The organism is Methylobacterium sp. (assembly GCF_019750675.1).
Lineage (GTDB): Bacteria > Pseudomonadota > Alphaproteobacteria > Rhizobiales > Beijerinckiaceae > Methylobacterium.
Window position 1 is genome coordinate 1 of record NZ_JAIEOF010000092.1, and the last position, 23,207, is coordinate 23,207.

Below are 23,207 nucleotides of genomic sequence, written 5' to 3' on the forward strand. Positions count from 1 at the left end.
GCCTCAAGACCATCACCACCCGCTGGCCCACCGGCATCCGCGCCGGCGCCGACTTCGTCATGCCCACCATGACGTAGGGTCAGCGCCGTCGCTTCCGCCGGGATGTCGGCGGAGGCGCGACCGGTGGGGGCACGGCCCCCACCAGACTGACCAGGAGGTCGCGGAGTTCCGCATCCCCGGGCGAGTTCGGATCGACCAGGCGGTCGAGACCGTCGAGCGCCGCGCGCCGCTCCGATTCATTCATTGCGGCCACCTCCTCCACCATGGACCCCAGCATGACGGGCATCGTGGCCTCCGCGATCGCGTCGCCGTAGAACGTCGCCGCCAGGGAGTGGCGCACGGGCAGGGGGTTCCCCCGCGCGGCGGCCTCGATGCAGAATCCGACCATGGCCGGATCGGGGTCCACGATGAGGCCGAGGCCGGCATGGAACGGCCCGACATCGAAGACGCGCAGGCCGATCACCGTCCCCTCTGAGGCGGAGGCCTCCAGGCCCTCGTCCATGAGCCAGAACCGGCGGTCGCCATCGAGGAGGTTCTCGACCCAGACACCGCCGAACGCGTGCCGTTCCGCGACCCGAAACACGGAGAAGAACGCCCCGCCGAGCCGCTCCGCCACGGCGCGCTCCGGCGGGTCCAGGGCTTCGGCGCCACCCGCGAGAAACCTGTCGTAGGCCCGGCGGCCACGCTGATTCGGCTCGAACAGGGCGATGTCGCAGAGCATCGCGGCCGTGTCTTCGACGGCCATTTGCTCCGCATCCACGAGGCCGAGATGCTTCGCGGCGCGATCGAAATCCGGCTTGCCGCATCGATCGACGGCCGCCGCGAGGACCGTCTGGATCGCGGTCCGGATCGGGCGGTAGACTTTGAGCAGCGCGGGGCGGGTCAGAGGATCGGGGAGATTGATCATGTTCGGCCTCTGGTGATGGGCGCTGGCCTGAGCCCACGCCAGGGCGGGCAGGCCCGCAGGATCAGAATACGGCGTGGTCGCCGCGCTCGTTCGTCACCTCACCCCGGACCAGGCGCGCGTAATGGTCGAACAGCGTCTGCGACCCCGTCGAGGGCGTGGCATGCGCATCGTATCGCCCGGTCGCCGGGTCGAGGACCAGCATGGACTCGGTGGCGTAGTAGCGCCCGATGCGCGCGAGTTCGGCCTTGGCGGCCAGGGCCGGCAGCCAGCGGCCGAGAATCGCCAGGATCGTCACGATCACGTCGAGCAGCGCCACGGGGACATGGGTGAAGCGCGGCTCGCGTCCCAGCAGGGCGAACAGGTGCTCGCCCTGCGCGCGCGGCGTGATCGCCGCGCCCGGTCCCCCGATCGGGAGGATGCGGTTGCGCCGGTCGTCGCGGTCGAGGCATTCGGCGAGGTAGGCGCTGAGGTCGTCGTCGGCGATCGGTTTGCAGGCCGTGATCGCGCCGTTGCCGAAGACCAGGAAGGGCTTTCCGCGCCTTACGCGCTCGACCTGCCCCGACAGCGATTTGAAGAAGGCCGTGGGTCGCACGATCGTGTAGTCGAGGCCCGACGCGATCAGTTCGGCCTCGAAGGCGAGCTTGGCGTGCTGGAAGGCGAGGACCGGCTTCTGGACACAGATCGCCGAGAGCAGCACCACGTGACGCACGCCGGCCGCCTCGCTCGCGCGAAGCGCGTTCACCTGCGCCCGGTGGTCGATCGCCCAGGCGTCGGCGGGCAATCCGGTGCGCGAGGCCAGGCACGAGACCAGGACGTCGAAGCGCTCGCCGCGCAGGCCGTCGCGCGCCAGCGACGCCGGGTCGGTCACGTCCGCGATCCGGGCGGTGGCGCCCTCGGGCGTGCGCGCCTCGGCGCCGGGCCTGACGAGGCAGACGGTCTCGTGGCCGCGCGAGACCAGCGCCCGCACGGTCGCACGACCGATCGTGCCCGTGCCGCCGAGAACGAGAACACGCCGCGGGCGCGTCCGGTTCGCGGAATCTCCGCTCAAGGACGCTGCGGCGTCTCGCGTTTCGGCGTCTTGCGTTCGCTCGGACATCGGAGGGAGTGAACGGTCATTCGCGTCGCCCCGTCAACGCGTCCGGGCCGGGTCCGCCGCGCGGCCCGGCCCGCTTCCCGCTCAGATGTGGATCGCGCGCTTGCCCACGGCGAGGGCGGCTTCCTTCACGGCTTCCGTGAGGGTCGGGTGGGCGTGGCAGGTGCGGGCGACGTCCTCGGCGGAGGCCCCGAACTCCATCGCCACCGCGACTTCGGCGATGAGGTTGCCCGCATCCGCGCCGACGATGTGGACGCCGAGCACCCGGTCGGTGGTCGCGTCGGCCAGGATCTTCACGAAGCCGTCCGTGGTGTGGTTCACCTTGGCGCGGCCGTTGGCCGTGAAGGGGAATTTCCCGCTGTTGTAGGCGATGCCGTCCTTCTTGAGTTCCTCCTCCGTCTTCCCGACCGAGGCGACCTCCGGATAGGTGTAGACCACGTTCGGGATCACGCCGTAATTCACGTGGCCCGACTGGCCGGCGAGCAACTCGGCCACGGCGACACCCTCGTCCTCGGCCTTGTGGGCCAGCATCGGCCCGGCGATGACGTCGCCGATGGCGTAGATGCCGGTGACGTTGGTGGCGTAGTGGCTGTCCGTCTGGATGCGGCCCTTGTTGTCGAGGCCGACGCCCACCGTCTCCAGGCCGAGGCCCTCGGTGTAGGGCACCCGGCCGATGGCCACGAGCACCACGTCGGCGGCCAGCTTCTCGGCCTCGCCGCCGGCGGCGGGCTCCACCGTGACGGTGGCGGCCCCGTCCTTGACCTCGACGCCCGTGACCTTCGACGAGAGCTTGAACTGCATGCCCTGCTTGCCGAGGATGCGCTGGAACTGCTTGCCGACCTCGCCGTCCATGCCCGGCAGGATCCGGTCGAGATACTCGACCACGGTCACCTCGGAGCCGAGGCGGCGCCAGACCGAGCCGAGTTCGAGGCCGATGACGCCGGCGCCGATGATGAGGAGCTTGCCCGGGACCTTCTCCAGGGTCAACGCCCCGGTGGAGGAGACGACGATGGTCTCGTCGATGGTGACGCCGGGGAGCTTCGTGACGTCCGAGCCCGTGGCGATGACGACGTTCTTCGTCTCCAGGAGCTGGTTGCCGCCGTCCTCCGACAGCACCTCGACGCGGCCCGCACCCGCGAGCCGCGCGGTGCCGCGATAGGCGTCGATGCCGTTCTTCTTGAGCAGGTACTCGACGCCCTTGGTGTTGCCGTCGACGCCGTCCTGCTTGAAGGTCATCATCTTGGCGAGGTCGAGTTCGGGCGCGTTCACGATCACGCCCATGTCGGCGAAGTGCTTGCCCGCCTCCTCGAAGGCCTCCGAGGCGTGCAGCAGGGCCTTGGAGGGAATGCAGCCGACGTTGAGGCAGGTGCCGCCATGGGCGGCCCGCTTCTCCACCACGGCGGTCTTGAGGCCGAGCTGGGCGGCGCGGATGGCGCAGACGTAACCGCCGGGGCCGGTGCCGATGACGACGAGATCGTAGGACATGGAAATTCGACTCGCTGGATTGGGCGGCGGGTCATGCCCCACCATCGATGGACGAAGCGCGCGGAAGCGTCCGGCCGCGCGGGGGCGCGGCCGGCGGACGGTAGCTGCCGGGCCTTAGAGGTCGAGCACGAGGCGTGCCGGATCCTCCAGCGCCTCCTTGACGCGCACGAGGAAGGTCACGGCCTCCTTCCCATCGACGATGCGGTGATCGTAGGACAGGGCGAGATACATCATCGGCCGCGCCTCGATCTTGCCGGCGCGGACCACCGGGCGCTCCTCGATGCGGTGCATGCCGAGGATGCCGGATTGCGGCGCGTTGAGGATCGGGGTCGACATCAGCGAGCCGTAGATGCCGCCGTTGGTGATGGTGAAGGTGCCGCCCTGCATCTCGTCGATGGAGAGCTTGCCGTCACGGGCCTTCTTGCCGAAGCCCGCGATCTTCTTCTCGATCCCGGCGATCGAGAGGTCGTCGGCGTCGCGCACCACCGGCACCACGAGGCCCTTGTCGGTGCCGACGGCGATGCCGATGTGGTAGTAGTTCTTGTAGACGAGGTCCTGCCCGTCGATCTCGGCGTTCACCGCCGGCACGTCCTTGAGGGCACCGATCACCGCCTTGGTGAAGAAGCCCATGAAGCCGAGCTTGGTGCCGTGCTTCTTCTCGAAGATGTCCTTGTACTGGCTCCGCATCGCCATCACGGCCGACATGTCGACGTCGTTGAACGTCGTCAGCATCGCGGCGGTGTCCTGCGCGTCCTTGAGACGGCGGGCGATGGTCTGGCGCAGCTTCGTCATGCGCACGCGCTCCTCGCGCGCCGCATCGTCGGGCTTCGAGGGCGCGCGCGGAGCGGCCGGCTTGGCCTCGCGGGCGGGGGCCGGCGCCGGGGCGGACGGACCCTTGGCGCTGGCTTCCAGCATGTCGCCCTTGGTGACGCGGCCGTCCTTGCCGCTGCCGTTGAGGGTCGCGGGGTCGATGCCCGACTCGCGCGCCATCTTGGCCACCGCGGGGCCGTGGTCGCCGGATTCGCGGGTCGCCTGGGGAGCGGCGTCGCCGTGATTGCCGTAGGCGGCCGAGGATTCGGTGGCGGGCGCGGCATCCGCCTTCTTGCTCGCCTCGGCGGGCGCTTCGGCCTTCTTCGGGGCAGCCGCCTTGGCGTCGCCGGACGCCTCGACGATCGAGCCCAGCAGCGCGCCGGCCTCCACCGTCTCGCCGTCCTTGGCCAGGATCTCGCCGAGCTGGCCCGCCGCCGGCGCGTTCACCTCCAGGGTGACCTTGTCGGTCTCGAGTTCCACCAGGGGCTCGTCGGCCGCCACGGTGTCGCCCGGCTTCTTGAACCAGCGGCCGATGGTGGCCTCGCTCACGGATTCGCCCAGGGTCGGGACGACGATATCGGTTGCCATGGTTCAGTGTCCGTCCGGAGGGTTCGGGACGCCGTTCGCGCGGCGCCCACGGATCGAGAAGGTTCGGGAAGGGCCGGCGGTCAGACCGCCAGCGCCTCGTTGAGGAAGGCCTGGAGCTGGGCCTGGTGCTTCGAGAGCATGCCCACCGCCGTGGAGGCGGAGGCCGGGCGCCCCACGTAGCGCGCGCGCTTCACCGGCGACTGGGCCTGGCCCAGCACCCATTCGAGGTAGGGCTCGACGAAGGCCCAGGAGCCCATGTTCTTCGGCTCCTCCTGGCACCACACAACCTCGGCGTTGCGGAACCGGCCCATCTCACCCGCGAGCGCCTTCAGGGGGAACGGGTAGAGCTGCTCCACGCGCATCAGGTAGACGTCGTTGACGCCGCGCTTCTCGCGCTCGTCGTAGAGGTCGTAATAGACCTTGCCCGAGCACAGCACGACGCGGCGGACCTTGTCGTCCTTGACGAGCTTGACGCCCTCCTCGTCGCGCTCGGCGTCGTCCCACAGCACGCGGTGGAAGCTCGATCCCTCCGCCATCGCCTCGATCGGCGAGACCGCCTTCTTGTGGCGCAGGAGCGACTTCGGGGTCATCAGGATCAGCGGCTTGCGGAACTCGCGGTGCAGCTGGCGGCGCAGGATGTGGAAGTAGTTCGAGGGCGTGGTGCAGTTGGCGACCTGCATGTTGTCCTCGGCGCACATCTGCAGGAAGCGCTCCAGGCGGGCGGAGGAGTGCTCCGGCCCCTGGCCCTCGTAGCCGTGCGGCAGCAGCAGGGTCAGGCCCGACATGCGCAGCCACTTGCGCTCGCCGCTACTGATGAACTGGTCGATGACCACCTGGGCGCCGTTGGCGAAGTCGCCGAACTGCGCCTCCCAGAGCACCAGGGCGTTGGGCTCGGCCGCCGAGTAGCCGTACTCGAAGCCGAGCACCGCCTCCTCGGAGAGCATCGAGTTGATGACCTCCAGGCTGGCCTGGCCTTCGCGGATGGAGTTCAGCGAGGTGTAGCGCTGCTCGTTCTCCTGGTCGATCACCACGGCGTGGCGCTGGGAGAAGGTGCCGCGCTCGACGTCCTGGCCCGAGAGGCGAACCCGGTTGCCCTCGATGAGGAGCGAGCCGAAGGCGAGCGCCTCGGCGGTGGCCCAGTCGATGCCCTTGCCGGATTCCACCGACTTGGCGCGGTTGTCGAAGAAGCGCTGGATGGTGCGGTGCAGGTGGAAGCCGGGCGGCGGCGTGGTGATGCGCTGGGCGATCTCGCGCAGCGTCTCCACGGCGACACCGGTCTTGCCGCGGCGGGGATCGTCCACGTCCTCGCGCACGGCCTTGAAGCCGGCCCAGCGGCCGTCGAGCCAGTCGGCCTTGTTGGCCTTGTAGTTCGTGGCGACCTCGAGCTCGGCGTCGAGCATGGCGCGGAACTCGGCCTTGCGGGTGTCGAGCTGCTCCTGGCTGAGCACGCCCTCGGCGACGAGCTTCTTGCCGTAGGTCTCCAGCGCGGTCGGGTGCTTGCGGATGCGCTGGTACATCTTCGGCTGGGTGAAGGCCGGCTCGTCGCCCTCGTTGTGGCCGAAGCGGCGGTAGCACAGCATGTCGATGACGACGGGCTTGCCGAACTTCTGGCGGTACTCGATCGCGATCTTGGCCGCGAAGGTCACGACCTCCGGGTCGTCGCCGTTGCAGTGGAAGATCGGCGCCTCCACCATCTTCGCCACGTCGGACGGATAGGGCGAGGAGCGCGAAAAGCGCGGATCGGTGGTGAAGCCGATCTGGTTGTTGATGATGAAGTGGATCGAGCCGCCGGTGCGGTGGCCCTTCAGGCCGGAGAGGCCGAGGCACTCGGCCACCACGCCCTGGCCGGCGAAGGCGGCGTCGCCGTGGATCAGCAGCGGCACCACGCGGGTGCGCTCCACCGTGGGCTTGGCGCGCTGGTCCTGCTTGGCCCGCACCTTGCCCAGCACCACGGGATCGACGATCTCGAGGTGCGACGGGTTGGCGGTGAGCGACAGGTGGACGTTGTTGCCGTCGAACGAGCGGTCCGACGAGGCACCGAGGTGGTACTTCACGTCGCCGGAGCCCTCGACCTCGGCGGGGTTGGCCGAGCCGCCCTTGAACTCGTTGAACACCGCCCGGAAGGGCTTGGCCATCACGTTGGTGAGCACGTTGAGGCGGCCGCGATGGGCCATGCCCACGACGATCTCCTCCGCGCCCAGCGCGCCGCCGCGCTTGATGATCTGTTCGAGCGCCGGGATCATCGCCTCCGAGCCGTCGAGGCCGAAGCGCTTGGTGCCGGTGTACTTGAGGTCGAGGAACTTCTCGAAGCCCTCGGCCTCGATCAGCTTGTTCAGGATCGCGCGACGGCCCTCGGGCGTGAAGGTGATCTCCTTGCCCTTGCCCTCGATGCGCTCCTGGATCCAGGCCTTCTCCTCCGGATTGGAGATGTGCATGAACTCGACGCCGAGCGTCTGGCAGTAGGTGCGCTCCAGGATCTCGACGATCTCCCGGATGGTCGAGAATTCGAGGCCGAGCACGTTGTCGAGGAAGATCGGGCGGTCCCAGTCCTTCTCCTCGAAGCCGTAATGCTGCGGGTGCAGTTCCTCGTGGTCGCCGCGCGGGGCGAGGCCGAGGGGATCGAGCTTGGCGTGGAGGTGGCCGCGCATGCGGTAGGCGCGGATCAGCATGATCGCGCGCACCGAATCCTTGGTCGCCTGCTCCACAGAAATGCCGGGGGCGGAGGCGATGACGACGCCCTTGGCGGGCGCCGTCGCGGTGTCGGACTTGGCGCGGATCTTCTCGCCGATGGCCTTCTCGACGGTGGCCCAGTTGCCGTCGAGCGCCGAGACGATCTCGCCGTTGGCGTGGATCGGCCAGTTCGGCCGCTCCCAGGACGCGCCGGCCGCGTTCTTCTCGGGAAGCCCCTTGTCCTCGTTCAGGGACCGGAAGAACGTCTGCCACTCGGGGTCGACCGAGTTCGGATCACGGGCGTAGGCCGCCTGCAGTTCCTCGATGTAGGCGGCGTTGCCGCCGTAGAGGAACGAGGTTTCGAGCGCGTCCTGGCGTGCCATCGTTCGGGTCATCCTGCCGCTGTGCAGGGGCCCCCAGCGGAGAGGCCCCTGCCCGATCCACCTCGGCGCGGGTCGCGGAGGAGATCGCATTTTCCGGGAAAGACGCGGGCTCGGGCTCGCGTCGCTCATGCTTAGATGGGGTCGCGGACCTGAACGCCGGGGCAATTCAGGCCTGCGATCCCCGCGTGTCAGCCGCGCAGGACCTCGACGAGGGTGCTGCCGAGGCGGGCCGGCGAGGGCGAGACCCGGATGCCGGCCGCTTCCATTGCGGCGATCTTGTCCTCGGCGCCGCCCTTGCCGCCCGAGATGATGGCGCCGGCATGGCCCATGCGGCGGCCCGGAGGCGCCGTGCGGCCGGCGATGAAGCCGACCATGGGCTTCTTGCGGCCGCGCTTGGCCTCGTCGGCCAGGAACTGCGCCGCCTCTTCCTCGGCGGAGCCGCCGATCTCGCCGATCATCACGATCGACTCGGTCTTGTCGTCGGCCAGGAACAGTTCGAGCATGGAGATGAACTCCGTGCCCTTCACCGGGTCGCCGCCGATGCCCACCGCCGTGGTCTGGCCGAGGCCCGCATTGGTGGTCTGGAACACCGCCTCGTAGGTCAGCGTGCCGGAGCGCGAGACGATGCCGACCGAGCCGGGCTTGAAGATGTTGGCCGGCATGATGCCGATCTTGCATGCGCCCGCCGTGACGATGCCGGGGCAGTTCGGGCCCACCAGGCGGGACTTCGAGCCTTCCAGGGCGCGCTTGACCCGCACCATGTCGAGCACCGGAATACCCTCCGTGATGCAGACGATGAGCGGAACCTCCGCCTGGATCGCCTCGCAGATCGCGTCCGCCGCGCCGGGCGGCGGCACGTAGACGACGGATGCCGTCGCGCCGGTGGCTTCCCGCGCCTCCGCCACCGTGTCGAAGACCGGCAGGTTGAGGTGCTTGGAGCCGCCCTTACCGGGCGAGGTGCCGCCGACCATCTTGGTGCCGTAGGCGATGGCCTGCTCGGAGTGGAAGGTCCCGTTCTTGCCGGTGAAGCCCTGGCAGATGACCTTGGTGTTCGCGTCGATCAGGATGGACATGCAAGCCTCAATAAGTCTGCGCGGACGCGATTACGATGTCGCCGCTCACAGAGAGCTGCGTGATAATCTTCGCTTCAGCATTGCCGCGGCACCAAACGCTTTTCTTTTCGGTAGCGAGGCTGCCAACGATGTCAGCCTCCGACCAGATGAACTCGAATGCGTTATGCTCTGGATCCGACGCGACATTTGCAACGGCGGCGAGTTCAAGGTCTGGACTATTAGAAAGCTTCTGGAGTTGCGACTTCGCAAGTTGCGAGCAGGTTTTACGAGCCACTGCGATGAGTGCCGGATCGTCGGGCTCGATGCAGCCAGCCAGTGGCAGGGCAAGCATCGCGGTCATGCTCGTGGCTACGAAGCGCAACGTCCTCAGCCCTTCTTCACGGCGGCGACGATTTTCTGCGCGGCATCATCCAGGTCGTCGGCTGGGATCACGTTCAAGCCGGAATTCCGGATGATCTCCTTGCCCTTCTCGACGTTGGTGCCCTCGAGGCGCACCACCAGCGGCACCTGGAGGCCGACAGCCTTGACCGCCGCGATCACGCCGTTGGCGATCACGTCGCACTTCATGATCCCGCCGAAGATGTTGACGAGGATGCCCTTCACCTGCGGGTCGGCGGTGATGATCTTGAAGGCCGCCGTGACCTTCTCCTCGGAAGCGCCGCCGCCGACATCGAGGAAGTTCGCCGGCTCCTCGCCGTAGAGCTTGATGATGTCGAGCGTCGCCATGGCCAGACCCGCCCCGTTGACCATGCAGCCGATGGTGCCGTCGAGGGCGATGTAGGCCAGATCGTACTTCGAGGCCTCGATCTCCTTGGCGTCCTCCTCGGTCTCGTCGCGCAGGGCCACGATGTCGGGGTGACGGTAGAGGGCGTTCGAATCGAAGGAGATCTTGGCGTCGAGGCACTTGAGGTGGCCGTCGCCGGTGAGCACCAGCGGGTTGATCTCCAGCATGCTCATGTCCTTGGCGGTGAACGCCTCGTAGAGCTTGGTGGTCAGATCGCCGGCTTCCTTGGCCTGGGCGCCGGAGAGGCCGAGCGTCTTGGCGACGAGGCGGCCATGGTGGGGCATCACGCCGGTGGCGGGATCGACCGAGAAGGTGACGATCTTCTCCGGCGTGTCGTGGGCCACCGTCTCGATGTCCATGCCGCCTTCCGTGGAGACGACGTAGGCCACCCGGCCGGTCTCGCGGTCGACGAGCATCGAGAGGTAGAACTCCGCCTCGATCTGGGCGCCCTCCTCGATATAGAGGCGGTTGACCTGCTTGCCGGCCTCGCCGGTCTGGATCGTCACCAGGGTCTGGCCCAGCATCTCGCCGGCGAATTGCTTGACCTCGTCGAGGGACTTGGTGACGCGCACGCCGCCCTTGGCGCCGGCCGGCGCACCCTTGAAGGTGCCCTTGCCGCGGCCGCCCGCGTGGATCTGCGACTTCACCACCCAGACCGGACCGCCGAGTTCCTTCGCGGCGGCCTCGGCCTCCTCCGGCTTGAAGATCGCCACGCCCTTGGAAACGGGCAGGCCGAATTCCTTCAGCACCGCCTTGGCCTGGTATTCGTGAATGTTCATGAACGTTTCTCCGCCTCGTCCCGGCGCCGGGCGCGGGAGTTCAGGACACGACACCGGCACCGTCGCGCCGGCCGCGAAAGCGGCCGACGCGCGATGCTTCTCACTGTGGTCAGGCGAGCGCGGGGTTCACGCCCTTGCAGGCCTCGATCAGGGTCTTCACGGCGCCGACCGACTTGTCGAACATCGCCTTCTCGTCGCCGTTGAACTCGACTTCGAGGACGCGCTCGACGCCGTTCGCGCCGATCACGATCGGCACGCCGACATACATGTCGGAGACGCCGTACTCGCCGTTGAGGTAGGCGGCGCAGGGCAGCACGCGGCGCTTGTCGCGCAGGTAGCTCTCGGCCATGGCGATGGCCGACGCCGCGGGCGCGTAGAACGCCGAGCCGGTCTTGAGCAGGTTGACGATCTCGCCGCCCCCTTTACGGGTGCGCTCGACCATGGCGTCGAGCTTCTCCTGGCTGGTCCAGCCGAGCTTGACCAGGTCGGGGAGCGGCACGCCGGCCACGGTGGAGTAGCGCACCAGCGGGACCATGTCGTCGCCGTGGCCACCGAGCACGAAGGCGGTCACGTCCTCGACCGAGACCTTGAACTCGTCGGCGAGGAAGTGGCGGAAGCGGGCGGAATCGAGGACGCCGGCCATGCCGACCACCTTGTGGGTGGGCAGGCCCGAGAACTTCTGCAGCGCCCAGACCATCGCGTCGAGGGGGTTGGTGATGCAGATCACGAAGGCGTCGGGCGCATGCTCCTTGATGCCGGTGCCGACGGCCTCCATCACCTTGAGGTTGATGCCGATCAGGTCGTCGCGGCTCATGCCGGGCTTGCGCGGCACGCCGGCGGTGACGATCACCACGTCGGCCCCCGCGATCGCCGCGTAGTCGCTGGCGCCGGTGTACTTGGCGTCGAAACCGTCGACGGGCGCGGATTCGGCGATGTCGAGGCCCTTGCCCTGTGGGACGCCATCCGCGATGTCGAACAGCACGACGTCGCCGAGTTCCTTCAGGCCCGCCAGATGCGCGAGGGTTCCACCGATCTGTCCGGCGCCGATGAGCGCGATCTTGCTGCGTGCCATGGGGGAAACGAACCTCCGTGTCTGAAGTGACGGGTCACGTCGCTCGGGGCTCGTAAAACCACCGGCGCGTTGCTGCGGCGGTGTGTGGCCGAAAAGGCCCAGAGCTTCAACCGAGGCACCCGTTACAAAGCAGGGTTCGGGCCAAGTCCTGGTCGGCGCCCCTCGCACCGCGGTTGAAAAAAGCCTTGTTCACGCAGTTGCTTAGGGAACGTCGACGCGATGCCGTTCGACGGCAAAGCTCAAGTGACAAGATTTCGAATCTGTCACTTCACCTAGAGCGTGCCGGTCCGCAGCACTTTCTGAATGGCCAGGATCACCGCGCCGAGACGCGCTTCCACGAGGTCGCGCGGCAGGTCCGCGTCGTGCTGAATCGCCAGCGGATGGGTGAAGCGGTAGCTCGCGTCGAAGATGTGGGCGATGGCCCGCTCGCGGTCGCGCGCCACGAACGCCCCGGCCCCGATGCCCTCTTCCACCACGCGCTCCACGAGGCTGCGCAGGCGCACCCGGTGGCGCCGGGCGATGGGCCGCGCGGCCACGGTGGCGTCGAGGTGGACCGCGAACAGGTTCGGCTCGTGGACCAGGGTCTCGCGCTGGACGCTGGCGAGCGCGGTGAGCAGGCGCTCGATCTTGTCGTCGGCCGGGTCGGGCGCATCGGCGATGCGGGCGAGTTCGGCCTCCACGTCGCGCAGCCAGCGCCCCGCCACGGCATCGAGGAGCGCGTCCTTCGAGGGGAAGTAGCGGTAGACGTTGGCGTGCGTCATGCCCGCCTCGGCCGCCACGGCCACCACGGTGACCCGCTTGGGCCCGAGGCGGCGCAAGTGCTCGGTGGCGACGGCGAGCAGGCGCGCATCGACGGCCAGGGGTGCCGCGGCCCGTGGGGCCGGGCGGGCGACGCGCGGCACCGTGATGCGGACGGCGCTCTCCGGGGCCGTCTGGTCCTCCGAGGGTTCACTTCCCCGATCGAGGCTGAGGTCGATCTCGTGCCCGAAGGCGAAGGGCGGGCCAGGCGGCTGCATCAAATCGGACACCGGGGCTCGTGGATGGACGGGACGGCACCTTCCGGACGGGTTCCGCCTCGTCAGAGGCGGGCTTCATACCGGAAAGTCCAAGGAGGCCAACATCAATGACAGCACCAGCCTCGCTGTAACGCCCCTTTAACGACTCAGAACCGGTTCTTCCAGGCCCTTAGTGCAGTAAAGACAACCGAGGGCTGGGTACCGGGTGCGAGATCCACGCTTCGGGCGAGATTCGGCTCGCCGACGCGCAGGAACGGGTTAGTCGCACGCTCCGCCCCCATCGTGCTCGGGATCAGGAATCGGCCCTCCGCCTTGGCCCGCTCGGCCTCGGCCGCGCGGGCGGCGAGCGCGGCGTTGCCGGGCTCGGCCGCGAGAGCGAAGCGCGCGTTGGAGAGCACGTAATCGTGCCCGCTATAGACCGCCGTGTCGTCCGGCAGGGGCAGGAACCGCTCCAGGGAGCGCCACAGGGTGGCGGGCTCGGCCTCCATCACCCGGCCGCATCCGAGGGTGAACAGGGTGTCGCCGGCGAACACCACGCGCGCATCCGCGAACCAGTAGGTGACGTGGTCGGCGCAGTGTCCCGGCGTCTCCCAGACCTGCGCGGTCAGGTCGCCGACCCGGACCACGTCGCCCTCGCGCACCGTGACGTCGACCTCCGGCACCGCGTCGCCCGCCTTCAGGGGCGCCGTCACCCGGGCCCCCGTGCGGCGCTTCACCTCCGGGATGCCCTCGACGTGGTCGCCGTGCCGGTGGGTGACGAGGATGTCGGTCAACGTCCAGCCGGTCTCCTCGAGGGCCTTCAGGACGGGCCCCGCCTCCGGCACGTCGATGGCCGCGCAGGCCCCGGTGGCGGGGTCGCGGACGAGCACGCCGATATTGTCGCTGCGGCAGAGAAAGGTGCGGATCTCGGGGGCCGGGGACGATGGGGGGCTCTGGGCGGTCATGGGAGGCTCCTCGCCGGACTGGAGATCGGTGGTCATCGGGAGATGGTCCCCGCGCACGCCGGGTCCAGGGGGCGCGTGTCTCCCGCCCGGTTTCCCCCGCCCGGTTTCCCCCGCTCCTTGGGCGGCCGGGGCCGATCCGGGCTTGTCGCGGGGGGCGGCGGCCCCCATTGATGCCCTGCACCCGTTTTTTCGCGCCGCGCCGGCCGCACGAAACCCGCCCCATGCGCCTCGACGTCACTGACCTGCGCGCCTTCTACGCGAGCCCCCTCGGGGGCGTGACGCACCGCATCGTCGCGCGTGCGATCCACGGCTTCCTCGGCTCGGTCTCGGGCCTGCGCGTGCTGGGGCTCGGCTATGCCACGCCCTATCTCGGCCCCGTCCACGTCATCGCCGAGCGGACGCTGGCCTTCATGCCGGCAACCCAAGGGGTGGTGAACTGGCCCGGCAGCGGACGCTCCTGCTCGGCGCTGGCCGACCCCACCATGATGCCCCTGCCGGAGGCGGCGGTGGATCGGGTCATCCTCGTTCACGCGCTCGAATCCGTGGAGAGCCCGACCGAATTGCTGCAGGACGTCTGGCGGGTGCTGACCCCGGGCGGGCGCATGATCCTGGTGGTGCCGAACCGGCGCGGCGTCTGGGCCCGGCGCGACGCGACGCCCTTCGGGCACGGCCAGCCCTACAGCCGCTCGCAGCTCGCCCGGCTGATGCGCACCACCCAGTTCTCCCCCGAGGGCTGGGCCGAGACGCTCTACATGCCCCCGGTGGAGAACCGCCTGCTGCTGCGCACGGCGAGCGCCTGGGAGCGGATGGGCACCGGCCTGTCGATGCCCTTCGCCGGGCTGCACGTGGTGGATGCCACCAAGCAGCTCTACCGCCCGGTCGCCGTGCGCCGGGTGCGCCGAGCGACCCGCCTCGCCCCGGCCCGCGTGCTGGTGCCGGCCCCCTCCCCCGGCTGAGCGCATGCTGAACCTCTTCGCCCCCGAGGCGGCGCTCCAGAGCTTCGTGCTCGCCTTCTCGTCCCTGTTCTCCATCGTGAACCCGGTCGGCTCGTCCCTGATCTTCGCGCAGGTGGCGGCCGCCCACTCGCATGGCGAGCGCCTGGAACTCGCCCGGCGCATCGGCCTCTACGCCGCGCTGATCATGCTGGCCGCCCTGTGGGCGGGGGCGCCGATCCTCAACTTCTTCGGCGTCTCGCTCAGCGCCCTGCGCATCGCCGGCGGCCTCGTTGTGGCGGCCTCGGCCTGGACGCTGCTGACGGCCCCCGAGGCGCGCGAGGCCCGCAAGCAGGCGGAGGCGACGCGCGAACCCGCCGGAAACCTGGCGGAGATCGCGTTCTTCCCCCTCACCCTGCCCTTCACCACCGGCCCCGGCACCATCGCGGTGGCCATCGCGCTCGGCTCCAACCGGCCGGCGCCCGGCCCCGAGCGGATCGGCTTCTACGTCGGCATGTCCCTGGCGGCCCTGGCCATCGCCGTGCTGGTGCGCTTCACCTACGGCTCGGCCGACCGGGTGGTGACCTGGATCGGCCCCGTCGGCGCGCGGGTGCTGGGGCGCCTCTTCGCCTTCCTGCTCCTCTGCGTCGGCACCCAGATCACCGTCAACGGCGTCACCGACGTGCTCGGTCCGCTGCTGGCGCAGGCGGGGCGCTGATCCTTGTCCCCCGGGCCCCGACGCTGTACCGCAGGCCCGATTGCGACAGGAAGGCGAGGCCAAGCATGCGGCTCGTGGTGGTCGGCGCCGACGGGCGCATGGGGCGGATGCTGATCCGCGCGGTGGCGGAGACCGAGGGCTGCACCCTGTCGGGCGCCATCGAGCGGGAGGGCTCCCCCGCCCTGGGTCAGGATGCCGGGACGCTGGCGGGCGTGGGCGCGCTCGGCGTGCCCGTCACGGACGATCCCCTGCCGGTCTTCGCGGCGGCGGAAGGGGTTCTCGACTTCACGGCGCCCGCCGCCACCACCTTCTTCGCCGAACTCGCCGCCCAGGCCCGGATCGTCCACGTGGTCGGCACCACGGGGATGCAGGAGGCGGATCTCGCCAAGCTGAGCGCGGCCGCCCACCACGCCCGCATCGTGCGCTCGGGCAACATGTCGCTGGGCGTCAACCTCGTCGCGGGCCTCGTGCGGAAGATGGCGGCGGCCCTCGGCGAGGATTTCGACATCGAGATCGTCGAGATGCACCACCGCATGAAGGTGGACGCTCCCTCCGGCACCGCGCTGCTGCTGGGCGAGGCGGCGGCGGAGGGGCGCGGCGTGGCGCTCTCCGACACCCGCGTCTCGACGCGGGACGGCCATACGGGGGCCCGCCGGCCGGGCGACATCGGCTTCGCCACCCTGCGCGGCGGCACGGTGGTGGGCGACCACAGCGTGGTCTTCGCCGGACCGGGCGAGCGCATCACGGTGAGCCACCACGCCGAGGACCGGGCGATCTTCGCCCGCGGTGCCGTACGGGCCGCCCTCTGGGCCTTCGACAAGCCGCCTGGCCTCTACGGCATGGCCGACGTGCTCGGGCTCTGATACCAGCCCGGAACCGAGCGCCGATCCTGCGTCATCCCCCATTCAGATTCAGGCGCGCATGAGCGCGCGCGTCACGGTTTCGTTGCGCTGCAACATGTGGCAGATACCAGCCCCCACCCCGTCTCGCAGACCCAACCCGTCAGAGACCAAGAGGATCGTCCCCCGATGGAGCGCCTTCTCGTCCTCGCTCGCCACGGCCAGAGCGACTGGAATCTCAAGAAGCTGTTCACGGGCTGGCGTGACCCTGAACTGACGGATCTGGGTGTCGAGGAAGCGCGCAACGCCGGGCGCTGGCTCAAGGAGCAGGGCTACGGCTTCGACGTGGCCTTCACCTCGAACCTCAAGCGGGCCCAGCGCACCTGCGCGCTGATCCTGGAGGAGATGGACCTCACCGACGTCGAGACCATCCGCAACGAGGCCCTGAACGAGCGCGACTACGGCGATCTGTCCGGCCTCAACAAGGACGATGCCCGCGAGCGCTGGGGCGACGCCCAGGTCCACCAGTGGCGCCGCTCCTACGACGTGCCCCCGCCCGGCGGCGAGAGCCTCAAGGACACCGCCGCCCGCGTGCTGCCCTACTACATCCAGTTCATCCTACCCCGCGTCATGGCGGGCGAGCGCGTGCTGGTGGCCGCGCACGGCAACTCGCTGCGCGCCCTCGTGATGGTGCTCGACGGCATGACCACGAAGACCATCGCCAGCCTCGAGATCGCCACCGGCATCCCGCTCGTCTACCAGCTCAAGGCCGACACCACGGTGGAGAGCAAGACGGTGCTGGAGCACGACATCGACCACAAGGTCTGACGCCGGTCGCCGTGGCGTCCGATGGTCGAGCCGGGATCGTCCTCGTTCCCGGCCTGATCCACGTCCCCGGCTACCTCGACGGGGCGGCGCAGGCGCGCCTCGCCGCCGCGCTGGACGCGGCGCTGGAGCGAGCGCCGGCCTACACGCCCTGCATGCCGGGCAACGGGCGTCCGTTCTCGGTGCGGATGTCGAATTGTGGCCCCCTCGGCTGGGTTTCCGACCGGGCGGGCTACCGCTACCAGCCCCACCATCCCGGGACGGGACGGCCCTGGCCGCCGATCCCTAACGTGGCCCTGGCCGCCTGGGACGCGCTCTCGGGCTATCCGGCGCCTCCCGAGGCCTGCCTCGTCAATCTCTACGCCAGCGGCGCCCGCATGGGCCTGCACCAGGACCGGGACGAGGACGCTCTCGACGCGCCCGTGGTCTCGCTGTCGCTCGGGGCCACCGCCCTGTTCCGCTACGGCGGCCTCGCCCGCAACGATCCAACCCGTTCGGTGCGCCTGCGCGCCGGTGACGCTCTCGTGATCGGCGGCCCCGCCCGCCTGATCCACCACGGGGTGGACCGGCTGATCCCGGAGGCGCCCGACCTGCTGCACGGGGGCGCCGGCCCGGCGCCGATGCGCGCCCTGCCGCCGGGCGGCCGCTGCAACCTGACCCTGCGACGCGTGACGCGGCCCTCGGGCGCTTGACAGCGGCGGGGTTGTGGGCCGACCCATCGCGTCAGTTTCACGGCGGCGCGCCCTCTCCGGTGGACGCGCCGGCCGACCTGCCCGGCGCGAGAGACCGGGGCCTTGCGGAGAATCGATGCGATGCGTCTGCGTAACCTCGTCCGTCCCGTCTCGATCCTGCCCGTCTCGCTCCTGGCCCTCGTCCTGGGCCTGACGGGTCCCGCCCCGGCGGCCGACCCGGTGTTCCCGCCGAGTTCGCGCTTCGGATTCGATCCGCCCTCCGACATGGTCTCCTCGAAGCGCTTTTCCGGGCTGGAGCGGCTAGAGGGCGGGGCGACGGTCTCGGTGGTGGAACTGCCGGCCAACGCGTTCGCCGACCTCGAGACCAACTTCACCGACGAGAACCTGAAGGCGCAGGGCTTCGTCGTCTCGAGCCGGCAGGCCATCAAGGTCGCGGGCGACGTCGACGCGGTGCTGTTCACCGGCGAGCAGCCGGCCCTGGAATCCGCCGGCACGCCCACGATCAAGAAATGGATGCTGCTGGTCGGCGATCCGACCGTCACCGGCATCATCATCGCGCAGGCGACGCCCGATGCCGCGACCGAGGAGACCATGAAGCGGCTCCTCACCGGCATCCACATCCGCCCGGCGCTCAGCCTGGAGCAGCAGGTCGCCGCCCTGCCCTTCCGCATCGGCAACGAGGCCGGCTTCCGGCCCGTGCGGGTGCTGGCCGGCAACTCGGTGCTGCTGACGCAGGGGACGAAGGACGAGATGCTCGGCCTGGAGCAGCCGATCCTAGTGCTGGCGCAGGCCGTGCAGCCGCCGCCGGCCACGGAGCAGCGCGACGCCTTCGCGCGCGCCGCCCTCTACTCCAACCAGACGATGAAGGACTTCGTGATCGAGCGGGCCCAGAGCTACCGCCAGAACGGCGTCGACTGGCACGAGATCGTGGCGCGCGCCGTGGACACGGCTTCGAGCACGCCGGTGGTCATCTCGCAGACGATCCGCTTCGCGCCGGACGGCTACCTGCGGGCGGTCGGCGTGGTCAAGGCCGAGAACCGCGAGGGCGTGCTGGCGAAGTTCCGCGAGGTCGTGGACAGCGTGCAGCTGCGCTAGGGGCCGGAACACGCGCTCCCCTCCCCCCTTGTGGGTAGGAGGGGTCAGGGGTGGGGGTGGGGGTGGTTAGGCGACCCTCACGCTGCGGAGGCCAGCGGAGCCACCCCCACCCTCAGTCCCTCCCCACAAGGGGGAGGGAGGAGGTCCAGGGAAGGTGCCTTCGGGGTGGGCTAAACGCCCGCTCAGGCCGCGTCGGCCGGAGCCGCGCTCGGCTTCGGACCGCCCTTGGCCACGCCGACCAGGGCGGGGCGCAGGACGCGGTCGCCGATGACGTAGCCGGCCTGCATGACCTGGACGACGGTGCCGGTGGGAACCTCGGGGTCGGGCACCTCGAACATAGCCTGGTGGCGGTTCGGGTCGAAGCGCTGGCCCTTCGGTTCGATCAGCTTGACGCCGTGGCGCTCCAGGGTCTTGGCGAGGTCGCGCTCGGTGAGCTCGATGCCGTCGATCAGCGCCTTGAAGGCGCCGTCCGCGCTCGCCCGGTCCGCTTCGGGAATGCTCTCCAGGGCGCGCCGGATGTTGTCGGCGGAGTTCAGGAGGTCGCGGGCGAAGTTCGTCACCGCGTAGGCGCGCGCGTCGGCGACCTCGCGCTCGGTGCGCCGGCGCAGGTTCTCCATCTCGGCCAAGGTGCGCAGGACCCGGTCCTTCAGTTCGTCGCGCTCGGAAAGCAGGGGCGCCAGGGCGTCGGCCTGGGGCGCCGCCTCGGCGGCGGGGGTCTCCGGAGCCTGCGGGGCGCCTGAGGTCTCGCCCGGGATCTCGCCCGGGGTCTCATGGACCGCCTGGGTCGGGTCGCGCCGCTCGTCGTGCATGTCGTTCGCCATCATGGAATATCGTCGGGGACGGGTGTCGGGGTTGGCGCTGATATCAGGCGACGTCGCCGTGAAATCAAGCGCGCCCGGCCCGGGGTCACGCCTCCCGGGGGGGCGGCGAGTCGATCAGCGCGTCGAGCCCCTCGGCCCGCAGGGCCGCGACGTCACTGGCGAAGACCTCCATCACGGCCGAGCGGATCGCCACCTGGCGGTCGGGCTGCGTCACCCGGGTGCCGGTGAGGTCGGTCACGTAGAACACGTCCACCGCCCGCTCGCCGAAGGTCGCCACATGGGCCGAGGTGATGTTGAGGCTGAGCCGGCTCAGCGCCGTGGTCAGCTCGTAGAGCAGGCCCGGCCGGTCGAGACCGGTGATCTCGATCACGGTCTCGCGGCTCGACAGGGCGTTGTCGATCGCCATGTCGGGCGGCACCAGAAAGGTTCGCGCCCGCTCGCTCGGAGGGTGCTTGTCGGCCACGAGATCGGCGATGCGGATCTCGCCGCGCAGGGCCTTGGCGATGGCGGTAGTGATGCGGCCGGCCCGGCGCAGCTCGTCCTCGTCCCGCTCGAAGGCGCGCGAGATGAAGATCGAGTCGAGGGCGAAGCCGTCCGTGGTGGTGAAGATCTGCGCGTCGACGATGTTGCCGCCCGACGCGGCGCAGGCGCCCGTCACGATCGCCAGTAGGCGCGGATGATCGGGCGAGTAGATCGTCAGCTCGGTGACGCCGCGGACCGGGTCCGTCTCGGCGGCGGTCGCCACCGTGCGCCCTTCGGCCGTCAGCCCCTTGATGAAGCCCGCGTGCTTGAACTGGCGCGTGGTGTCGACCTTCAGCCAGTAGGCCTGGTTGTGGCGCGCCGCGTAGGCGTCGAAGGTCTCCGATTCCCAATCGCTGAGCTGTTCGCGCAGGGCCATCTGGATCAGGCGCACCCGGTCGGTGCGGGCGATCTCGGAATGGCCGCCGGAGAGCACCACCTCGGTCTCGTCGTAGAGGGTGCGGATCAGGGTGCCCTTCCAGGCGGTCCAGACGCCGGGGCCGACGGCCTTGATGTCGGCCACCGTCAGGATGGTGAGGAGCTTCAGGCGCTCCAGGGTCTGCACCACCCCGGCGAACTTCTCGATGGTCTTGGGGTCCGAGAGGTCGCGGCTCTGGGCGGTCATCGACATCAGCAGGTGGTGCTCCACCAGCCAGGCCACCATCTCGGTCTCGGCCGCGGTGAGGCCGAAGCGCGGCCCGAGCTTCTCGGCGATCGCCGCACCCGCGATGGAATGGTCCTCCGGGCGGCCCTTGGCGATGTCGTGCAGGAGCACCGTGACGTAGAGCGCGCGCCGGTGGCTGATCGTGTCGATGAGCCGGGTGGCCAGCGGATGCTCCTCCTCGGTGCGCCCCGATTCGATCGCCGAGAGCACGCCGATGGCGCGCAGCAGGTGCTCGTCCACCGTGAAGTGGTGGTACATGTTGAACTGCATCATCGCGACGATGCGGCCGAAATCCGGGATGAAGCGGCCGAGCACGCCGGCCTCGTTCATCAGCCGCAGGATGGTCTCGGGCGAGTTCTTCGAGGTCAGGATGTCGAGGAAGAGCCGGTTGGCCTCCTCGTCGGCCCGCAGGGAGTGGCCGATGAGGCGCAAGGAGCGGTTGGCCGCGCGCGTCGCGTCGGGGTGGATCGGCAGGTTGTGCCGGTCGGCGAGCCAGAACAGCCGGATCAGGTTCACGGGATCGCGGCTGAAGGCGTCGGTGTCGCGCAGGTTGATGCGGCCGTGGTCGTCGACGAAGTCCTCCGCCTCGATGGCGGTGGCCCGGAAGCGGTCCCGGAACCGGCCGATCCAGCGGTCGAGCACCGGCGTGCGCTTGGCGTGGCGGGCCTCCAGCGCCGCGCACACGATGGCGGTGAGGTCGCCGACCTCCTTGGCGATGAGGAAATACGCCTTCATGAAGCGCTCGACGCCCGAGAGGCCGCCGCGCGGCTCGTAGCCGAAGCGCTCGGCGATCCTGGGCTGCAACCCGAAGGACAGGCGCTCCTCGGCCCGGCCGGTGACGAAGTGCATGTGGCAGCGCACCCGCCACAGGAGCTCGTCGCAGCGCTCGAACACCCGGTACTCCTCCGGGGTGAACAGGCCGGCGGCCACGAGTTCGCTCTGGTCCCGGACCCGGTAGGTGTACTTGGCGATCCAGAACAGGGTGTTGAGGTCGCGCAGGCCTCCCTTGCCGTCCTTCACGTTGGGCTCGACGAGGTAGCGCGAGGCGCCCGCCTTCGAGACCCGGGCGTCGCGCTCGCGCAGCTTGGCCTCGACGAATTCGGGCGCGGTCCACATCACCAGCTCGGTGTCGAAGCGGGTGACGAGTTCCTCGAACAGGGCGCGGGTGCCGAACAGGTAGCGTGCCTCGAGGAGCGAGGTCCGGATCGTCATGTCGGCCCGGCCCTCGCGCAGGCACTCCTCCACCGAGCGGGTGGCGTGGCCGACCTTCAGCTTGAGGTCCCAGAGCACGTAGAGCATCGCCTCGACGACGCTCTCGGACCAGGCGGTCTGCTTGTAGGGCAGCAGGAACAGGAGATCGATGTCCGAGCCCGGCGCCATCGTGCCCCGCCCGTAGCCGCCGGTGGCCACCACGGCGAGCTGCTCGCCCGTGGAGGGGTTGTCGTTCGGGTAGAGCCGCCAGACCACGGCGTCGTGGATGGTCCGGATCACCGCGTCGGTGAGCCGGCTCAGGCGCTGGGCGCAGGCGATGCCGTCGCGCTCCTCCAGGAGGCGCGCCTCGGCATCGGCCCGCCCCAGCTCGATCACCCGTCGCAGTTCCGGCACCAGCACCGCCCGCAGGCGCGTCGCCTCGCGGGCGTCGCGGTCCAGATTCTGGAGAATGTCGTTCAGGGCGGCGACGGCGTCGAACATGGCCAACCCCGTTAGCATGTTGGCGGAACGACGCCAGCCGGTTCACCGCGCCGGCGGAGGACCGATGCGGGATCGCACGGAATTTCCCCCCTGCGAGGCGCCCCCGGCGCCGCGCCCGCGCCGAAGAGCCACGGTTGCGCCGCAAGGCCGCCGTAACGGTTTTGGCCGATCTCCCGACGCTTTCCCGTCGCCACGACGGGCCCGGCCCCGACCGGCCGGCACTCACGAAGGCCCACGATGCGCTCGATCTTTCGTTCGTCCCTGCGTGCCACCCAGCGAGCGGCGCGCCCCTGCGCGCTTCCCCCACGCCCGGCCGCGGCGGCCCTGGCGGCCGCCGGCCTCCTGGCGGCCCTCGGCGCGCCGGCCCGGGCGGCCTCCTTCGAGTTCGTGCCGGCGCCGCAGATCGACCTCAACCGGGTCTACCGGGTCGACACGGTGACGGGCGAGGTCACCTCCTGCCAGTACGGCCTGCGCGAGGGCGCCGTGGGCAGCGTCGGCCTCACCGTCTGCTACGGCGCGGGCGAGGGCGCGAGTGCGCAGGCCCCCTCGCAATACGGCCTCGTCGCCTCGCGCCACACCCGCGAGGCGGGCGTGTTCCGGGTCAATTACCGCACCGGCGAGATGAGCATCTGCTACGTCCAGCTTCAGAAAGAGGCGGTGGTGTGCACCGCGCAGGCCAATCCGGCGAGCCCGGGTGCCGACGAGCCCGCCAGCGGCCCCGCCCCGGGCCGCGCCGTTCCCAGCGCGACGCCGCCCCAGGGCGGGCGGTGAGGTCGCCGCGCGCGCGTCCGTTCCGCCGTCCGTGA

At 70.0% G+C, this 23,207-nt stretch carries 20 protein-coding genes; 7 read left to right on the forward strand and 13 right to left on the reverse strand.

Annotation, left to right across the window (positions count from 1 at the left end; genetic code table 11):
• Window positions 1–79: 79 nt before the first annotated feature.
• From K2X24_RS04605 to gloB, 11 genes are all read right to left on the reverse strand, one after another.
• On the reverse strand, window positions 80–907 hold the full coding sequence (locus K2X24_RS04605; protein WP_292495147.1) for a hypothetical protein: 828 nt from the start codon (window positions 905–907) through the stop codon (window positions 80–82).
• 61 nt (window positions 908–968) lie between these two features.
• Window positions 969–1,955: an NAD(P)H-binding protein gene (locus K2X24_RS04610; protein ID WP_292495150.1), complete on the reverse strand. Its 987-nt coding sequence runs from the start codon at window positions 1,953–1,955 to the stop codon at window positions 969–971.
• Window positions 1,956–2,084: 129 nt separating this feature from the next.
• Window positions 2,085–3,485 (reverse strand): dihydrolipoyl dehydrogenase, encoded by a 1,401-nt coding sequence (gene lpdA, locus K2X24_RS04615; protein ID WP_292495152.1) that lies wholly within the window; start codon window positions 3,483–3,485, stop codon window positions 2,085–2,087.
• Window positions 3,486–3,599: 114 nt separating this feature from the next.
• On the reverse strand, window positions 3,600–4,883 hold the full coding sequence (gene odhB / locus K2X24_RS04620) for a 2-oxoglutarate dehydrogenase complex dihydrolipoyllysine-residue succinyltransferase (RefSeq protein ID WP_238282891.1): 1,284 nt from the start codon (window positions 4,881–4,883) through the stop codon (window positions 3,600–3,602).
• Window positions 4,884–4,963: 80 nt separating this feature from the next.
• Window positions 4,964–7,936 (reverse strand): 2-oxoglutarate dehydrogenase E1 component, encoded by a 2,973-nt coding sequence (locus K2X24_RS04625; RefSeq protein ID WP_292495155.1) that lies wholly within the window; start codon window positions 7,934–7,936, stop codon window positions 4,964–4,966.
• Between the two features lie 188 nt (window positions 7,937–8,124).
• Entirely contained in the window at window positions 8,125–9,009 is an 885-nt protein-coding gene (gene sucD / locus K2X24_RS04630) for a succinate--CoA ligase subunit alpha (protein ID WP_292495157.1), read from the reverse strand.
• Window positions 9,010–9,016: 7 nt separating this feature from the next.
• Entirely contained in the window at window positions 9,017–9,349 is a 333-nt protein-coding gene (locus K2X24_RS04635) for a hypothetical protein (protein ID WP_292495158.1), read from the reverse strand.
• A 26-nt stretch (window positions 9,350–9,375) separates the two neighbouring features.
• The gene (gene sucC, locus K2X24_RS04640; RefSeq protein ID WP_292495160.1) at window positions 9,376–10,572 is read right to left on the reverse strand and encodes an ADP-forming succinate--CoA ligase subunit beta; all 1,197 of its coding nucleotides are present in this window, start codon (window positions 10,570–10,572) and stop codon (window positions 9,376–9,378) included.
• A 109-nt stretch (window positions 10,573–10,681) separates the two neighbouring features.
• Window positions 10,682–11,644 (reverse strand): malate dehydrogenase, encoded by a 963-nt coding sequence (mdh, locus tag K2X24_RS04645; protein WP_238280056.1) that lies wholly within the window; start codon window positions 11,642–11,644, stop codon window positions 10,682–10,684.
• A 272-nt stretch (window positions 11,645–11,916) separates the two neighbouring features.
• Entirely contained in the window at window positions 11,917–12,546 is a 630-nt protein-coding gene (locus K2X24_RS04650) for a TetR family transcriptional regulator (RefSeq protein ID WP_306424579.1), read from the reverse strand.
• Window positions 12,547–12,806: 260 nt separating this feature from the next.
• Window positions 12,807–13,604 carry a hydroxyacylglutathione hydrolase gene (gloB, locus tag K2X24_RS04655; protein ID WP_292495196.1) on the reverse strand — a complete coding sequence of 266 codons (798 nt, stop codon included), beginning with the start codon at window positions 13,602–13,604 and terminating at the stop codon, window positions 12,807–12,809.
• Between the two features lie 221 nt (window positions 13,605–13,825).
• Between gloB and K2X24_RS04660 the strand changes: the two genes are divergently transcribed.
• The 6 genes from K2X24_RS04660 (at window position 13,826) to K2X24_RS04685 (ending at window position 18,705) form a co-directional block, all read left to right on the forward strand.
• On the forward strand, window positions 13,826–14,560 hold the full coding sequence (locus tag K2X24_RS04660) for a methyltransferase domain-containing protein (RefSeq protein ID WP_238280059.1): 735 nt from the start codon (window positions 13,826–13,828) through the stop codon (window positions 14,558–14,560).
• A 4-nt stretch (window positions 14,561–14,564) separates the two neighbouring features.
• Entirely contained in the window at window positions 14,565–15,254 is a 690-nt protein-coding gene (locus tag K2X24_RS04665; RefSeq protein WP_292495165.1) for a MarC family protein, read from the forward strand.
• Window positions 15,255–15,319: 65 nt separating this feature from the next.
• A complete protein-coding gene (gene dapB / locus K2X24_RS04670; protein ID WP_292495166.1) occupies window positions 15,320–16,117 on the forward strand; it encodes a 4-hydroxy-tetrahydrodipicolinate reductase in 798 nt (265 codons plus the stop codon).
• Between the two features lie 165 nt (window positions 16,118–16,282).
• Entirely contained in the window at window positions 16,283–16,921 is a 639-nt protein-coding gene (locus tag K2X24_RS04675) for a 2,3-bisphosphoglycerate-dependent phosphoglycerate mutase (protein ID WP_292495168.1), read from the forward strand.
• An 11-nt stretch (window positions 16,922–16,932) separates the two neighbouring features.
• Window positions 16,933–17,610 carry an alpha-ketoglutarate-dependent dioxygenase AlkB gene (locus K2X24_RS04680; RefSeq protein WP_292495169.1) on the forward strand — a complete coding sequence of 226 codons (678 nt, stop codon included), beginning with the start codon at window positions 16,933–16,935 and terminating at the stop codon, window positions 17,608–17,610.
• Between the two features lie 120 nt (window positions 17,611–17,730).
• Window positions 17,731–18,705, forward strand: coding sequence for a hypothetical protein (locus tag K2X24_RS04685; protein ID WP_292495171.1), 975 nt, complete (start codon window positions 17,731–17,733; stop codon window positions 18,703–18,705).
• 182 nt (window positions 18,706–18,887) lie between these two features.
• On the opposite strand, the gene grpE is transcribed toward K2X24_RS04685, so the two are convergent.
• Window positions 18,888–19,529 carry a nucleotide exchange factor GrpE gene (gene grpE, locus K2X24_RS04690; protein ID WP_292495172.1) on the reverse strand — a complete coding sequence of 214 codons (642 nt, stop codon included), beginning with the start codon at window positions 19,527–19,529 and terminating at the stop codon, window positions 18,888–18,890.
• 82 nt (window positions 19,530–19,611) lie between these two features.
• Window positions 19,612–22,401, reverse strand: coding sequence for a [protein-PII] uridylyltransferase (locus K2X24_RS04695; RefSeq protein WP_292495174.1), 2,790 nt, complete (start codon window positions 22,399–22,401; stop codon window positions 19,612–19,614).
• 237 nt (window positions 22,402–22,638) lie between these two features.
• Here K2X24_RS04695 and K2X24_RS04700 point away from each other — a divergent pair, with 237 nt between their 5' ends.
• Complete coding sequence (locus K2X24_RS04700; protein WP_292495175.1) at window positions 22,639–23,172, forward strand: hypothetical protein; 534 nt, start codon at window positions 22,639–22,641, stop codon at window positions 23,170–23,172.
• Window positions 23,173–23,207: the final 35 nt, after the last annotated feature.

Excerpts from the sequence above, each read along its gene's own strand:
- K2X24_RS04665 (WP_292495165.1), top strand. The coding sequence starts at position 14,565 with ATGCTGAACCTCTTCGCCCCCGAGGCGGCGCTCCAGAGCTTCGTGCTC.
- K2X24_RS04625 (WP_292495155.1), bottom strand. The coding sequence starts at position 7,936 with ATGGCACGCCAGGACGCGCTCGAAACCTCGTTCCTCTACGGCGGCAAC.
- mdh (WP_238280056.1), bottom strand. The coding sequence starts at position 11,644 with ATGGCACGCAGCAAGATCGCGCTCATCGGCGCCGGACAGATCGGTGGA.
- grpE (WP_292495172.1), bottom strand. The coding sequence starts at position 19,529 with ATGATGGCGAACGACATGCACGACGAGCGGCGCGACCCGACCCAGGCG.
- K2X24_RS04685 (WP_292495171.1), top strand. The coding sequence starts at position 17,731 with ATGCGTCTGCGTAACCTCGTCCGTCCCGTCTCGATCCTGCCCGTCTCG.
- dapB (WP_292495166.1), top strand. The coding sequence starts at position 15,320 with ATGCGGCTCGTGGTGGTCGGCGCCGACGGGCGCATGGGGCGGATGCTG.
- K2X24_RS04660 (WP_238280059.1), top strand. The coding sequence starts at position 13,826 with ATGCGCCTCGACGTCACTGACCTGCGCGCCTTCTACGCGAGCCCCCTC.
- K2X24_RS04695 (WP_292495174.1), bottom strand. The coding sequence starts at position 22,401 with ATGTTCGACGCCGTCGCCGCCCTGAACGACATTCTCCAGAATCTGGAC.
- K2X24_RS04635 (WP_292495158.1), bottom strand. The coding sequence starts at position 9,349 with ATGACCGCGATGCTTGCCCTGCCACTGGCTGGCTGCATCGAGCCCGAC.
- K2X24_RS04675 (WP_292495168.1), top strand. The coding sequence starts at position 16,283 with ATGGAGCGCCTTCTCGTCCTCGCTCGCCACGGCCAGAGCGACTGGAAT.
- lpdA (WP_292495152.1), bottom strand. The coding sequence starts at position 3,485 with ATGTCCTACGATCTCGTCGTCATCGGCACCGGCCCCGGCGGTTACGTC.
- sucC (WP_292495160.1), bottom strand. The coding sequence starts at position 10,572 with ATGAACATTCACGAATACCAGGCCAAGGCGGTGCTGAAGGAATTCGGC.
- K2X24_RS04700 (WP_292495175.1), top strand. The coding sequence starts at position 22,639 with ATGCGCTCGATCTTTCGTTCGTCCCTGCGTGCCACCCAGCGAGCGGCG.
- K2X24_RS04605 (WP_292495147.1), bottom strand. The coding sequence starts at position 907 with ATGATCAATCTCCCCGATCCTCTGACCCGCCCCGCGCTGCTCAAAGTC.
- gloB (WP_292495196.1), bottom strand. The coding sequence starts at position 13,604 with ATGACCGCCCAGAGCCCCCCATCGTCCCCGGCCCCCGAGATCCGCACC.
- odhB (WP_238282891.1), bottom strand. The coding sequence starts at position 4,883 with ATGGCAACCGATATCGTCGTCCCGACCCTGGGCGAATCCGTGAGCGAG.
- sucD (WP_292495157.1), bottom strand. The coding sequence starts at position 9,009 with ATGTCCATCCTGATCGACGCGAACACCAAGGTCATCTGCCAGGGCTTC.